Raw genomic sequence first — 13174 nt, forward strand, 5'->3', positions numbered from 1 at the left:
GCCACATAAGGGAAGCCGCCACGGATGAGCCGCCGCGCCGATCGCCTCTTCCAGATCGTCCAGGTCCTGCGCGGCCGCCGCCTGACCACGGCGGCGCTGCTGGCGCAGCGGCTCGGCGTGTCGGAGCGCACGGTCTATCGCGATATCCAGGCGCTGTCGCTGTCAGGCGTGCCGGTCGAGGGTGAGGCCGGCATCGGCTACCGGCTGCGCGCCGATTTCGATGTCCCGCCGCTGATGTTCAGTGCCATGGAAGTGGAAGCGCTGGTGGCCGGCCTGCGGCTGCTGAAAGCCTGGGGCGGCGGCGCGCTCGCCGCCGCGGCCGATCCGGCGCTGGAGAAGCTGGTCGCCGCCTTGCCCCCGCCGCGCCGGCTGGCGGCGCAACAAAGCCGCGTGTTCGCACCCGAGTACGTCAACCAGTCGCACGTGCGCGAGGCCTTCGACGTGGTGCACGGCGCGCTGGGCGAGCAGAAGCTGCTGCTGCTCGACTACTGCGACGCGCAGCAGCGCATCACCGAACGCGTGGTGATGCCGCTGGGCCTGTTCTTCTGGGGCAATGCGTGGCTGCTGGCGGCGTGGTGCACCACGCGCTCGGACTACCGCAGCTTCCGCCTCGACCGCTGCCGCGCCATCCGCATGCTGGACGACCATTTCCATGAAACCCCGGACCGGTCGCTCAACGGCTTCCTGCGCGCGGTGCGCGCCAGCGGCGCGTAGCTCAGGCCGCCGGATCGGACAGCAGCGTCTCGATATCCTTGCGCAGCTCTTCCGGCTTGGTGGTCGGGGCGTAGCGTTCGTACACCGTGCCATCGCGCCGCACCAGGAACTTGGTGAAATTCCACTTGATGCCCTGCGTGCCCAGCACGCCGCGCTTCTCGGTGGTGAGCCAGCGGTACAGCGGATGCGCCTGCTCGCCGTTGACGTCGATCTTGGCGAACATCGGGAAGCTCACGCTGAAGCGCGATTCGCAGAACTGGCCGATCTGCTGCGCATCGCCCGGCTCCTGCTTGCCGAACTGGTTGCACGGGAAGCCCAGCACTTCCAGCCCGCGCTCGCGATACTCCTCATACAGCTTCTGCAGGCCGGCATACTGCGGCGTAAAGCCGCATTCGCTGGCGGTATTGACGACCAGCAGCACCTTGCCGTGGAACTGCGACAGCGGCACGGGTTGCCCCGACAGCGAATTGGCATCGAACTGGTAGATATTGCTCATGGCAGACTCCTGCGGACTGCTTGCTCGTGGCCGAAGCATACGCCCATGCGCGCTGGCGTGCACGGCAGCCGGACTCTAGATCACGTTCAGGTGCTCGGTGCCGGCGCCCAGGTCGGTGTCCTTGGCGCGCGCGCTGTGCAGCTTGATCATCAGGCGCAGGTCATTGAGCGAGTCGGCATTGCGCAGCGCATCCTCATAGGTGATCTTGCCTTCCTCGTACAGGTCGAACAGCGCCTGGTCGAACGAGATCATGCCCTGCTCGCGCGATTTCTTGATGACTTCCTTCAGCTCGTGGATCTCGCCCTTGAAGATCAGGTCGGCCACCAGCGGCGTGCCGATCATGATCTCCACCGCCGGCACGCGGCCCTTGCGCCCGGCGCGCGGCAGCAGCCGCTGCGACACCATCGCCTTCAGGTTCAGCGACAGGTCGATCAGCAACTGCTGGCGCTTTTCCTCGGGGAAGAAGTTGACCACGCGATCGATCGCCTGGTTGGCGTTGTTGGCGTGCAGCGTGGCCAGGCACAGGTGGCCGGTTTCCGCGTACTGCATCGCGTACTCCATGGTCTCGCGGTCGCGGATTTCGCCGATCAGGATCACGTCGGGCGCCTGGCGCAGCGTGTTCTTCAGCGCCACGTGCCAAGACTCGGTATCGATGCCGACCTCGCGCTGCGTGACGACGCAGTTCTGGTGCGCATGCACGTATTCGATCGGGTCCTCGATGGTGATGATGTGGCCGTAGGAATGCGCGTTGCGGTGGTCGAGCATCGCCGCCAGCGTGGTCGACTTGCCCGACCCGGTCGCGCCGGTCACGATCACCAGGCCGCGCTTGGACATCACGATGTCATGCAGCGTCGGGGGCAGGTCCAGGTCCGCCACCGACGGAATCCGCGTATTGATGGTCCGCACCACCATGCCGGCCTTCCCCTGCTGGATAAACGCCGACACCCGGAAGCGCCCCGCCTTGGGCGCGGTGATGGCGAAGTTGCATTCGCGGCTGGTGTCGAAGTCCTGCACCTGCCGCTCGTTCATCACCGAGCGCACCAGGCCCAGCGCCTGCGTCGGGTTCAGCGGCTGCTGCGACACCGGCGTGATCTTGCCGTCGACCTTGATCGCCGGCGGGAAGTCGGCGGTGATGAACAGGTCCGAGCCGCGGTTGCTGACCATCAGCTCCAGCAGGTCGTTGATGTACTTGGCGGCGGATTCGCGATCGAGCATGGCGGTGTCCTGCAGGAGTGCGGCAGCCGCATGCGTGCGGCGGCCAGGAGGCAAACGTCGGTGCGGGCCTCAGCCCATGAATGCGTCGGGGTTCTTGGCAATGGCGCGCGCGTCGTTGTAGCTGATGGCGCTGCGCTTGATCAGGTCCGACAGGCACTGGTCCAGCGTCTGCATGCCCAGCCCGCTGCTGGTCTGCATCATCGAGTACATCTGCGCGATCTTGTTCTCGCGGATCAGGTGCCGGATTGCCGGCGTGGCGATCATGATTTCGTGCGCGGCCGTGCGGCCGTTGCCGTCGCGGGTCTTCAGCAGCGTCTGCGAGATCACCGCTTCCAGCGATTCGGACAGCATGGTGCGCACCATGTCCTTTTCTTCCGGCGGGAACACGTCGACCACACGGTCGATGGTCTTGGCCGCGGAACTGGTGTGCAGCGTGCCGAAGACGAGGTGGCCGGTTTCGGCCGCGGTCAGCGCCAGGCGGATGGTTTCCAGGTCGCGCAATTCGCCCACGAGGATGACGTCCGGATCTTCACGCAGCGCCGAGCGCAGCGCGTTGGCGAACGAATGCGTGTGCGGCCCCAGCTCGCGCTGGTTGATCAGGCTTTTCTTGGAGTTGTGGACGAATTCAATCGGGTCTTCCACCGTCAGGATGTGACCCATGTCGTTTTCGTTGCGATGGTCGACCATCGCCGCCAGCGTGGTGGACTTGCCTGAACCGGTCGGCCCCGTCACCAGCACCAGTCCGCGCGGCTTCATGCACAGGTCGGCGAACACCGCCGGCGCGCGCAGCTCTTCCAGCGTCAGGACCTTGGAGGGAATGGTACGGAACACCGCGGCGGCGCCGCGCTGCGTGTTGTAGGCATTGACCCGGAAGCGCGACAGGCCGGCAATCTCGAACGAGAAGTCGATTTCCAGCCGTTCTTCGTAGAGCTTGCGCTGGGTGTCGCTCATGATGTCGTACACCATGGCGTGGACATCCTTGTGCGCCATCGCCGCGACATTGATCCGGCGCATGTCGCCGTGGATCCGGACCATCGGCGGCATGTCCGATGACAGATGAAGATCGGACGCCTTGTTCTTGACGGCGAAAGCCAATAGCTGCGCGATGTCCATCTATAATGACCCCACCCTGAAATAGTTATCAGTACTTTAAGTACTTCTTATATGTCCGCCGGATTATGTCTGTGATTGCCGCCAACTTGCAAGCCGTGAACCAGCGCATTGCGGCGGCCGCACAACAGGCTGGCAGGCAGCCCGGCGACATCGCCCTGCTGGCCGTTTCCAAGACCGTATCCGCTGACCGCGTACGCGCCGCCGCCGAGGCCGGTCAGTTCGCCTTTGGCGAGAACTATGTCCAGGAAGGGGTGGAGAAAATCGCCGCGCTGGCCGATTTGCGGGGCCGGTTGCAGTGGCATTTCATCGGCCCGCTGCAAAGCAACAAGACGCGACCGGTGGCGGAGCATTTCGACTGGGCGCATGCCATCGACCGGCTCAAGATCGCCGAGCGGCTGTCGGCGCAGCGCCCGGCCGGGATGGCGCCGCTGCAGGTCTGCCTCCAGGTCAATATCAGTGGCGAAGCCAGCAAGAGCGGCGTCGCGCCGGCTGAGGTGCCGGCGCTGGCACAGGCCGTGGCCGCGCTGCCCGGCCTGCGGCTGCGGGGCCTGATGGCGATTCCCGAACCTGAAGACGATCCCGTTGCCCAGCGGCGGCCGTTTGCCGCCATGCGCGCGCTGCTGGGCGGGCTGCGGGAGAACGGCCTGGACCTCGACACGCTATCGATGGGCATGTCGGGCGACATGGAAGCCGCCATCGCCGAGGGCGCCAACCTGGTGCGGATCGGCACCGCGATCTTCGGTGCGCGCGGCTGAGCCGGCGCCAATATCAATCCAGACACTGCAGAGACACCCATGCTCGATACCCTCACCTTCGGCTTTCTCGGCGGCGGCAATATGGCCTCCGCGCTGATCGGCGGCCTGATCGCCCGCGGCGTTCCCGCTGGTTCGATCCGCGTGGTCGATCCTTTCCCGGAGGCGCAGCAGCGCCTGTCGCGCGATCTCGGCGTCCATGCCGCGGGGGCGCCGGATGCGGCATTCGGCGCCAGTGACGTGCTGGTGCTGGCGGTCAAGCCGCAGCAGTTCCGCGAGGCTGCGGCGCAGCTGCTGCCATACCTGCCGGCGGGCGATGGCAACCTGGTGATCAGCGTGGCGGCCGGGATCCGGTTGCAGGACATGCAGCGGTGGCTGGGTGGACGCAACCGGCTGGTGCGGGCGATGCCGAATACGCCGGCACTGGCGGGGATGGGGATGACTGGCCTGGCGGCGGCGGAAGGATTGTCGTCGGCTGACCGGGATGTTGCCAGCGCCGTGGCGCAGGCTGTGGGCAAGTGTGTGTGGGTCGAGAATGATGCGCAGATCGATGGCGTCACCGCCATCTCCGGCAGTGGCCCGGCCTATGTCTTCTATTTCATCGAGGCGATGCAGCGGGCAGCTACTGAGCTGGGACTGAGTGCGGAGCAGGGGCGCGAGCTGGCGGTTGAGACTTTTCGCGGTGCTGCGGCGCTGGCTGGGCAGTCTTCGGAGGCGGTTTCGACGCTGCGGGAACGGGTGACTTCAAAGGGCGGTACGACTTATGCCGCGCTGACAGCAATGGAGGCGGCTGGGATTGGTGATGCTTTCGTGCGCGCGATGCATGCTGCCGCGGCTCGGGGGGCGGAGATGGGGGGGGAGTTTGGGAAGGACTAGTGCTCGTGGGCTTTCGCTGCTGATGACATGCTGTCGGGCGTTTAGGTGTCCGCTGTCGCCGTTGGTGACATGCTGCGGCCGTTGAAGCGCCTGGTTCCGCCCTCCTGGGCGGGTCACTTTTTGTCCGAGCGACAAAAAGTAACCAAAAAACGTGTCGCCTGAGCGGCTGGCTATCAAGTTATCGGCGTGGGTGGTTCGGGCGGTGGTGATTTCCGTTCGATGTGGCTAGTGGTTCGGACCTGCTACGCCAGGTGAGTCTGGGATAGCGGCTACGTCGACCCACTATTGAACTATCCCCATGCCGGGCGTAGGCCGCCTGCTGCAGGCGTCAACACAGGAACGCCTTCGGCTGCGCTGCGCGCCGGCAGTATCGGGAATTTAGGGCTCGGGCACGGAGTGCGTCGCTGCGCTCGCACAGCGCCGTCGTGAATGACGTCGGGCCCGAAGCCCGGGCGAGGACGTGGGGGGGCGGCCTTGCCCTTAGGGCCGGCGCGCAGCGCAGCCGAAGGCGTTCCTACCATGACGCCCGCAGCAGGGGCCACTCACAGCTCTGGGCTCGTTCAAACATCGCGTCAATCCAGAGCCACCGTGGCGCACCACGGCGTCAGGCAGTCCTGCCCCGCAACGAAGCAAAGCCCCGTACGAAAGCCCCGGCACACTACGATAAGAGTGGCCGCCCGCAGGGCCGTAACGCGCTTTTTGGTTACTTTTTGCCGCTCGGGCAAAAAGTGACCCGCCCAGGAGGGCGGAACCAGGCGGTTCAACGGCCGACAGCATGTCACAAGCAGCGATATGCGAGCACTAAAACAGCCGACAACATGTCATCAATAGCATGAGCCGTCGGCCATCAATCAAGAATCACACAATCAAATAAGCCAACGCCGTCCCAACAAAAACACACGCCCCCAGCCAATTGTTATGCCGAAAGGCAGCAAAACACCTCATCCGATCCCGCCCCCGGATCAGCGTGTAGTGATACCCCGCACAAACACCCGCCGCAGCCAGCCCAACCCAATACGGCCACCCAAGTCCCAGCATTAATCCTGCCAAAGCCATCAGCACCAGAAACGCCGCATAGCAAACCATAATCGCAAAGACATCAAAGCGACCAAACGTAATCGCCGAAGTCTTCATCCCGATCAGCAGATCATCATCCCGATCCACCATCGCATAAGCCGTGTCATAAGCCACCGCCCAAAACACATTGGCCAGCAACATCACCCACGCCACCGGCGGCACCTGATCCTGGATCGCGGCAAACGCCATCGGAATGCCAAACCCGAATGCAATCCCGAGATAAGCCTGCGGAATCGCAAAGAACCGCTTGAAGAACGGATAAGTCCCCGCCACTACCGCCGCCACCACGGCGAGCCACTTGGTCAAGGCATTAAGCGGCAGCACCAGCGTAAACGCCACCAGCGCCAGCACCGCAGCAACAGCAAGCGCTTCCCAGGCGGCGATCTTGCCGGCAGTCAGCGGCCGCTCCTTGGTCCGCTTCACATGCCTGTCAAAATCCCGATCCGCCCAGTCATTGATCGCGCATCCCGCCGAGCGCATCAAAAACGTCCCTGCCACGAAGATCCAGAACAATCCCCACGACGGCGGCCCGCCGGCTGCCATCCACATGGCCCACAACGTCGGCCACAACAGCAGCAGCGTGCCGATCGGCTTGTCGATGCGCACCAGGCGCGCGTAGAGGGAAAGGCGTTCAAGCATGGAAGGAGGAGGCAATGGCGACAGGGACTGCACGGCGGGGATCCGGGAAGGAAGATTCAATGAAAACGCGCCACAGCCCGGATGGCTGCAGCGCGCAATGCCGGCCGCCGCGTGGCCGCGGCCGGAAGTCGCTCAAAGGCGTCAGGCGAGCATCGCGCGCAGCATCCACGCGGTCTTCTCGTGCGTCTGCATGCGCTGGGTCAGCAGGTCGGCCGACGGCTCGTCGCCGGCGGCGTCGATCACCGGGAAGAGCGAGCGTGCGGTGCGCACCACGGCTTCCTGGCCTTCGACCAGCTTGCGGATCATCTCGGTCGCCTCGGGCACGCCCTCTTCTTCGGCGATCGACGACAGGCGGGCGTATTCCTTGTAGGTGCCCGGTGCCGGATAGCCCAGCGCGCGGATGCGCTCGGCGATCGAATCCACGGCCAGCGCCAGTTCGGTGTACTGCGTCTCGAACATCAGATGCAGCGTATTGAACATGGGCCCCGTCACGTTCCAGTGGAAGTTATGGGTCTTGAGGTAGAGGGTGTAGGTGTCTGCCAGCAGCTTGGACAGGCCTTCCGCGATCTTCTTGCGGTCCTTGTCGGAAATACCGATGTTCACGCTCATCTCATTCTTCTTTGCCATGGTAGGTACGCTCCGTTCTGGTAAAGCACGAGGAGCGCCGCCGGAATTGCCGAAAACACGGTTCCGGGCGGCGCGTTACCCGCATTATTGCATTAGCCGGCGATCCCGGACAAACCCCGGACTATCTCGATAAAGACCACCGCGGCGCCGATCAGGATCACGCCGACGCCGACTTCCTTGCGCCACAGCTTGTGGCGCAGCCGCGCGGCATCGGGGCGCTCGGGCTTGTCATGGCCGTCATGCCAAAGCTTGCGCCACTCGTCGATAAAGAACCGGATCATTGCCATGGTGGTTCTCCCAGGCGCGGCGGCCATGCCAGCCGCGCCAGACGGTTACTTCAGGTCAAGCGCGCGCTTCACGCCCTCGCCGTAGGCCGGATCGGCCTTGGTGAAGTGCTCGATCTGCTTGCGCGCGATCTCTTCCGGCACGCCCTGCATTGCCGCCGCGATATTGGCGAACAGACGCTGGCGCTGGCCCTCGTCGAACAACCGGAACAGCGCGCCGGGCTGGCTGTAGTAGTCCGTGTCGACGCGGTGGTCCCAGCGGTCGGCCGCGCCGTCGAGCGCGAGCGGCGGCTCGATCGCGCGTTCGCTGGCGCTGTAGGCGCTTTCGCGGTTCGGTTCGTAGTTCAGCTTGCCGCCCTGGTTTCCGTCCACGCGCATCGCACCGTCGCGGTGGAAGGTATTGTGGAACGGGCATTGCGGCGCATTCACGGGGATCTGGTGGTGGTTGATGCCGAGCCGGTAGCGCTGCGTGTCGCCGTACGAGAACAGGCGGCCTTGCAACATCTTGTCGGGCGAAAAGCCGATGCCCGGCACAATATTGGCGGGATTCATCGCCACCTGCTCGACCTCGGCAAAATAGTTGTCCGGGTTGCGGTTCAACTCCAGCACGCCTACGTCGATCAGCGGGTAGTCCTTGTGCGGCCAGACCTTGGTCAAATCGAACGGGTTGATGTGGTACCTGACCGCGTCCGCCTCCGGCATGATCTGCACGCGCAGGTTCCAGCGCGGGAAGTTGCCCTGCTCGATATTCCCGAACAGGTCGCGCTGCGCGCTCTCGCGGTCGTTCGCCACCACCTTGGCCGCCTCTTCATTGGTCCAGTTGGCAATGCCTTGCTGCGACTTGAAGTGGAACTTGACGTAGAAGCGCTCGTTGTTGGCGTTGATGAACGAATACGTATGCGAGCCGAAGCCGTGGATCTGCCGATAGTTCTGCGGCAGGCCCCGGTCGCTCATCAGGATGGTGACCTGGTGCAGCGATTCCGGATGGCGCGACCAGAAGTCCCACACCGCGATCGGGTCGCGCAGGTTGGTGCGCGGGTTGCGTTTCTGCGTGTGGATGAAGTCGGGAAACTTGAGCGGATCGCGCACGAAGAACACCGGCGTGTTGTTGCCCACCACGTCCCAGTTGCCTTCATCGGTATAGAACTTGACCGAGAACCCGCGCACGTCGCGCTCGGCATCGGCCGCGCCACGCTCGCCGGCGACGGTCGAAAAGCGGATAAACAGCGGCGTTTCCTTGCCGATTTCGGCGAAGATCGAGGCCTTGGTGTATTTCGTGATGTCGTGCGTGACCCGGAACGTGCCGTAGGCACCGGAGCCCTTGGCATGCACGCGGCGCTCGGGAATGACTTCACGGTCGAAGTGGGCCAGTTTTTCGAGGAACCAGACGTCCTGCAGCAGCATCGGGCCGCGCGGGCCGGCGGTCTGCGAGTTCTGGTTGTCGGCAACGGGTGCGCCGGCTGCGGTGGTGAGAGTGTCCTTCTTGCTCATCTATTCCTCTTGTTGTGGGTGGGCTGGAAGAGAATTCCGCCTCAGTTGGCGGCGGCGTAGCAGGCAAGGCAATCGAGCAGGTAGCGCCCCATGCGGAGAGAGAACGGGCGCTTGATCGTTGTGCCGGAAATGGACTGGGCACTGGTGCTTATGATCGGCTCCTTGCCTGGTTCGATGCCAGTCGGCATGGTAGAAGGCAGTCTACAAACAAACTATTACGCTGAGAATTTAATTATTTATACCTATGTATTAGGTCAAATCTATTCGACTTGCCGCGGTTTCATGCCGGCGCAAAGTGATGGAGCGAAGGCAGGCTCCGAAAATGCCGTACTGCGGGGACAGAAAAACAAAGGCCGCAACGGACAGCCCGTTGCGGCCTCTGGCTTGCGTCTGGTTGGAGGATCAGGCGGCTTCCGCGAGCTCCTTGGCATCGAGCTTGCGCACGCCGGGCAGCTCGCAGGCGGCCACGGCATTGGCCAGTGCTTCCATCGCCGGCAGGCGGGTGAAGCTCTTGCGCCAGGCCAGCACCACGCGGCGGTCAGGCACCGGATCGGCGAACGGCACGTACGACAGCATGTCGCCCTTGGCCTTCAGGTCGGGTACCGAGGTACGCGGCAGCACGGTAATGCCGACGCCGCTGGCCACCATATGCCGGATGGTTTCCAGCGAGGAGCCTTCGAACGTCTTCTGGATGCCATCCGCGGCCTGCGAGAAGCGCGACAGCTCCGGGCACACGCCCAGTACATGGTCGCGGAAGCAGTGGCCGCTGCCCAGCAGCAGCATGGTCTGCCGCTTCAGCTCGTCCGGGTCGATCGCGCGCGCCTCGGCGAGCTGGTGGCCGCGCGGCACAGCGACCACGAAGGGCTCGTCGTACAGCGGACGCACCGTCAGGCCGGAATCGGGGAACGGCTCGGCCATTACCGCGCAATCGATCTCGCCCTGCTTGAGCAGCTCGATCAGCTTGTGCGTGTAGTTCTCCTGCAGCATCAGCGGCATCTGCGGCACGGTCCCGATCATCTGCTTGACCAGCGATGGCAGCAGGTATGGCCCGATGGTGTAGATCACGCCCACGCGCAGCGGCCCGGCCAGCGGGTCCTTGCCCTGCTTGGCGATCTCGCGGATGGCCATGGTCTGCTCGAGCACGCGCTGGGCCTGCGCCACGATCTGCTCGCCGATGTTGGTCACCGACACCTCGGAGGTGCCGCGCTCAAAGATCTGCACGTTGAGTTCGTCTTCCAGCTTCTTGATGGCCACCGACAGCGTCGGTTGCGACACGAAGCAGGCTTCGGCGGCCCGGCCGAAATGGCGCTCGCGCGCCACGGCGACGATGTACTTCAGTTCAGTGAGCGTCATGACTTATCAATTCCGGGTAGGCGATAGATTTTACCTTCGATTCCGGGATCTGTCAGAGCGCCCCCGGGATTTGTGCGGCATGCGTACGATGCGGCACAAGCACCGGCGCAATCAGGCCTTCAGGTAGTGTTCGCGCCCGCCGAGCCAGCGCGACAGGTGTGCTTCCACCGCTTCGGGGAACTGTGCCAGCATCAGCTCGGCCGCTTCCTGCGCGTACTCCACCAGCCACGCGTCGGTCTGCAGGTCGGCGAAGCGCAGCATGGCCTCGCCCGACTGGCGCGCACCGAGGAACTCGCCCGGGCCGCGGATTTCCAGGTCGCGGCGCGCGATCTCGAAACCGTCGGTGGTCTCGCGCATGGTCGCCAGCCGCTCGCGCGCGGTCGGCGACAGCGGCGCCTGGTACATCAGCAGGCACACCGATTCGGCGCTGCCCCGCCCTACGCGGCCGCGCAGCTGGTGCAGTTGCGCCAGGCCAAAGCGCTCGGCGTGCTCGATCACCATCAGCGAGGCGTTGGGCACGTCCACGCCCACCTCGATCACCGTGGTGGCGACCAGCACCTGCATGCGGTTGGCGCTGAAGTCATCCATCACCGAGGCCTTTTCGGCAGGCGGCAGACGGCCGTGCACCAGCCCGACGCGCAGGTCGGGCAGCGCGGCCACCAGCGTTTCATAGGTCTCGACCGCGGTCTGCAGCTGCAGCGCCTCGCTTTCCTCGATCAGCGGACAAACCCAGTAGACCTGGCGGCCTTCTGCAGCGGCGTGATGGATGCGCGCGATCACTTCGTCGCGCCGCTCGTCGTTGACCAGGCGCGTGACGATCGGCGTGCGGCCCGGCGGCAGTTCGTCGATCACGGATACGTCCAGGTCCGCGTAATACGTCATGGCGAGCGTGCGCGGGATCGGCGTGGCCGACATCATCAGCTGGTGCGGCACGGTGTCGGTCGCCGGCACATCGGGCGCCGGCACATCGGTCGCCGGCACATCGGTCGCGCCCGCCTTGCCGCGCAAGGCCAGGCGCTGCGCCACGCCAAAGCGGTGCTGTTCGTCGACCACCGACAGGCCCAGCTTCGCGAAGCGCACCGTGTCCTGGATCAGCGCATGGGTGCCGATCACCAGTTGCGCCTCGCCCGACTCCACGCGTGCCGCGGCCACGCGCTTGTCGCGCGCCTTCAGGCTGCCGGCCAGCCAGACCACCGGCACGCCGAGCGGCTCCAGCCAGGCCGACAGCTTGCGGAAGTGCTGCTCGGCCAGGATTTCGGTCGGCGCCATCAGCGCGGCCTGGTAGCCGGCGTCGATCGCCTGGCACGCCGCCAGCGCGGCGACGATGGTCTTGCCGCTGCCCACATCGCCCTGCAGCAGCCGATGCATCGGGTGCGGGCGCGCCATGTCGGCGGCGATCTCGGCCACCACGCGTTCCTGCGCGCCGGTCAGCCGGAACGGCAGCGCCGCCAGGAAGCGCGTCAGCAGGCCGCCTTCGCGGCGCGGCATGGTCGGCGCGGTCTTCTCGCGCCGCGCCGCGTGCGCGCGCCGCAGCGAGATCTGCTGCGCCAGCAGTTCGTCGAACTTGATGCGCTGCCAGGCCGGATGCGTGCGGTCGGCCAGCGCCGCTTCGCTTTCTTCAGGAGGCGGCGCATGCAGCAGGCGCAGGCAGTCGGCCAGCGGGCGCAGGTGCAGGCGCGCCAGCGGACCCTGCAGCACCGGGCGCGGCAGCGTCTCCGGCATCGGCGTGCGCGACAGCGCGCCGCCGATGGCCTTGCGCAGGTAGGCCTGCGCGATGCCCGCGGTGGACGGATACACCGGCGTCAGCCGGTCCGGCAGCGCTTCGCCCTCCACCACCGGCCGCACCGTCGGATGGACCATCTCGGCACCAAAAAAGCCGCCGCGGATCTCGCCGCGCACGCGCAGCCGCACGCCTTCGGCCATCTGCTTGGTCTGGCTGCCGTAGAAGTTGAGGAAGCGCAGCGTCAGCTCGCCGGACGCGTCGGCAATCTTGACCACCAGCTGGCGGCGCGGACGGAACGTGACTTCGTTGGAGATGACCTCGCCTTCCACCTGCGCCGGCTGGCCGAGCCCCGCGCGGCGGATCGCATCGGCGATCGGCGCCAGCGTGGTCTCGTCCTCGTAGCGCATCGGCAGGTGCAGCACCAGGTCGACCGGGCGGCGCAGGCCGAGCTTGGCGAGGCGCGCTGCCGCCGACGAGGTGGCGGACGAGGTGGTGGACGATGCGGGCTTGCCCTTGCCCTCCCCCGCCTTGCCACGCGCGGGTGCGGCCGCCTCCTTGGCGGCATCGGCGGACAGGTCGTTCGTTTCGGTGGCGGTTCCGGGCATCGGCAGCGAAGACAGGCGGCAGGGACGGCTGGGGCAGCGGGCATGGGCAGGAACGCCGGCAAATAGCCGAAATAGCCGGTATCACGCCCGGCCCGGCGGCAAGCACGCCCGTGGCCTTACAATATCGGATTCGCCGATTGTACCCATGCCGGCCGCCACTACGGGCGGCGAGTGCCGCTTTGTGCCTCGCTTTCCGACCCGTCGCGGGC

General features: G+C 65.5%; 13 protein-coding genes. 3 read left to right on the forward strand and 10 right to left on the reverse strand.

What is annotated here, in order from left to right:
- Positions 1 to 24 precede the first annotated feature (24 nt).
- Positions 25 to 714 (forward strand): helix-turn-helix transcriptional regulator, encoded by a 690-nt coding sequence (locus AC5WJ1_RS13965; protein ID WP_195431943.1) that lies wholly within the window; start codon positions 25 to 27, stop codon positions 712 to 714.
- A gap of 1 nt (position 715) precedes the next feature.
- Here the strand turns inward: AC5WJ1_RS13965 and AC5WJ1_RS13970 are convergent, their stop codons facing one another.
- The 3 genes from AC5WJ1_RS13970 to AC5WJ1_RS13980 form a co-directional block, all read right to left on the reverse strand.
- Positions 716 to 1210, reverse strand: a complete 495-nt coding sequence (locus tag AC5WJ1_RS13970) for a glutathione peroxidase (protein WP_135705898.1) — start codon at positions 1208 to 1210, stop codon at positions 716 to 718.
- Positions 1211 to 1285: 75 nt separating this feature from the next.
- The gene (locus AC5WJ1_RS13975; RefSeq protein ID WP_133092277.1) at positions 1286 to 2425 is read right to left on the reverse strand and encodes a PilT/PilU family type 4a pilus ATPase; all 1140 of its coding nucleotides are present in this window, start codon (positions 2423 to 2425) and stop codon (positions 1286 to 1288) included.
- Positions 2426 to 2494: 69 nt separating this feature from the next.
- The gene (locus tag AC5WJ1_RS13980; RefSeq protein WP_063240245.1) at positions 2495 to 3538 is read right to left on the reverse strand and encodes a type IV pilus twitching motility protein PilT; all 1044 of its coding nucleotides are present in this window, start codon (positions 3536 to 3538) and stop codon (positions 2495 to 2497) included.
- Positions 3539 to 3603: 65 nt separating this feature from the next.
- On the opposite strand from AC5WJ1_RS13980, the gene AC5WJ1_RS13985 reads away from it, so the two are divergent.
- Complete coding sequence (locus tag AC5WJ1_RS13985) at positions 3604 to 4293, forward strand: YggS family pyridoxal phosphate-dependent enzyme (protein ID WP_133092278.1); 690 nt, start codon at positions 3604 to 3606, stop codon at positions 4291 to 4293.
- A gap of 39 nt (positions 4294 to 4332) precedes the next feature.
- Positions 4333 to 5166, forward strand: coding sequence for a pyrroline-5-carboxylate reductase (gene proC / locus AC5WJ1_RS13990; protein ID WP_135705899.1), 834 nt, complete (start codon positions 4333 to 4335; stop codon positions 5164 to 5166).
- Positions 5167 to 6024: 858 nt separating this feature from the next.
- On the opposite strand, the gene ubiA is transcribed toward proC, so the two are convergent.
- The 7 genes from ubiA to recG form a co-directional block, all read right to left on the reverse strand.
- Positions 6025 to 6882 carry a 4-hydroxybenzoate octaprenyltransferase gene (gene ubiA, locus AC5WJ1_RS13995; protein WP_195431948.1) on the reverse strand — a complete coding sequence of 286 codons (858 nt, stop codon included), beginning with the start codon at positions 6880 to 6882 and terminating at the stop codon, positions 6025 to 6027.
- Positions 6883 to 7023: 141 nt separating this feature from the next.
- The gene (locus tag AC5WJ1_RS14000; RefSeq protein ID WP_010815054.1) at positions 7024 to 7509 is read right to left on the reverse strand and encodes a Dps family protein; all 486 of its coding nucleotides are present in this window, start codon (positions 7507 to 7509) and stop codon (positions 7024 to 7026) included.
- Positions 7510 to 7601: 92 nt separating this feature from the next.
- Complete coding sequence (locus AC5WJ1_RS14005; RefSeq protein WP_135705900.1) at positions 7602 to 7796, reverse strand: hypothetical protein; 195 nt, start codon at positions 7794 to 7796, stop codon at positions 7602 to 7604.
- Between the two features lie 45 nt (positions 7797 to 7841).
- Positions 7842 to 9284 carry a catalase gene (locus AC5WJ1_RS14010; protein WP_494476168.1) on the reverse strand — a complete coding sequence of 481 codons (1443 nt, stop codon included), beginning with the start codon at positions 9282 to 9284 and terminating at the stop codon, positions 7842 to 7844.
- 41 nt (positions 9285 to 9325) lie between these two features.
- Positions 9326 to 9472: a hypothetical protein gene (locus AC5WJ1_RS14015; protein ID WP_494476169.1), complete on the reverse strand. Its 147-nt coding sequence runs from the start codon at positions 9470 to 9472 to the stop codon at positions 9326 to 9328.
- Between the two features lie 214 nt (positions 9473 to 9686).
- Complete coding sequence (locus AC5WJ1_RS14020; RefSeq protein WP_133092283.1) at positions 9687 to 10637, reverse strand: LysR substrate-binding domain-containing protein; 951 nt, start codon at positions 10635 to 10637, stop codon at positions 9687 to 9689.
- 111 nt (positions 10638 to 10748) lie between these two features.
- Positions 10749 to 12965: an ATP-dependent DNA helicase RecG gene (recG, locus tag AC5WJ1_RS14025; RefSeq protein ID WP_195431945.1), complete on the reverse strand. Its 2217-nt coding sequence runs from the start codon at positions 12963 to 12965 to the stop codon at positions 10749 to 10751.
- Positions 12966 to 13174: the final 209 nt, after the last annotated feature.

This window comes from Cupriavidus sp. MEYA8, from assembly GCF_059278825.1.

Excerpts from the sequence above, each read along its gene's own strand:
- AC5WJ1_RS13975 (WP_133092277.1), bottom strand. The coding sequence starts at position 2,425 with ATGCTCGATCGCGAATCCGCCGCCAAGTACATCAACGACCTGCTGGAG.
- proC (WP_135705899.1), top strand. The coding sequence starts at position 4,333 with ATGCTCGATACCCTCACCTTCGGCTTTCTCGGCGGCGGCAATATGGCC.
- AC5WJ1_RS13985 (WP_133092278.1), top strand. The coding sequence starts at position 3,604 with ATGTCTGTGATTGCCGCCAACTTGCAAGCCGTGAACCAGCGCATTGCG.
- AC5WJ1_RS14010 (WP_494476168.1), bottom strand. The coding sequence starts at position 9,284 with ATGAGCAAGAAGGACACTCTCACCACCGCAGCCGGCGCACCCGTTGCC.
- AC5WJ1_RS14020 (WP_133092283.1), bottom strand. The coding sequence starts at position 10,637 with ATGACGCTCACTGAACTGAAGTACATCGTCGCCGTGGCGCGCGAGCGC.
- AC5WJ1_RS14005 (WP_135705900.1), bottom strand. The coding sequence starts at position 7,796 with ATGGCAATGATCCGGTTCTTTATCGACGAGTGGCGCAAGCTTTGGCAT.
- AC5WJ1_RS14000 (WP_010815054.1), bottom strand. The coding sequence starts at position 7,509 with ATGGCAAAGAAGAATGAGATGAGCGTGAACATCGGTATTTCCGACAAG.
- AC5WJ1_RS13980 (WP_063240245.1), bottom strand. The coding sequence starts at position 3,538 with ATGGACATCGCGCAGCTATTGGCTTTCGCCGTCAAGAACAAGGCGTCC.
- recG (WP_195431945.1), bottom strand. The coding sequence starts at position 12,965 with ATGCCCGGAACCGCCACCGAAACGAACGACCTGTCCGCCGATGCCGCC.
- AC5WJ1_RS14015 (WP_494476169.1), bottom strand. The coding sequence starts at position 9,472 with ATGCCGACTGGCATCGAACCAGGCAAGGAGCCGATCATAAGCACCAGT.
- AC5WJ1_RS13965 (WP_195431943.1), top strand. The coding sequence starts at position 25 with ATGAGCCGCCGCGCCGATCGCCTCTTCCAGATCGTCCAGGTCCTGCGC.
- AC5WJ1_RS13970 (WP_135705898.1), bottom strand. The coding sequence starts at position 1,210 with ATGAGCAATATCTACCAGTTCGATGCCAATTCGCTGTCGGGGCAACCC.
- ubiA (WP_195431948.1), bottom strand. The coding sequence starts at position 6,882 with ATGCTTGAACGCCTTTCCCTCTACGCGCGCCTGGTGCGCATCGACAAG.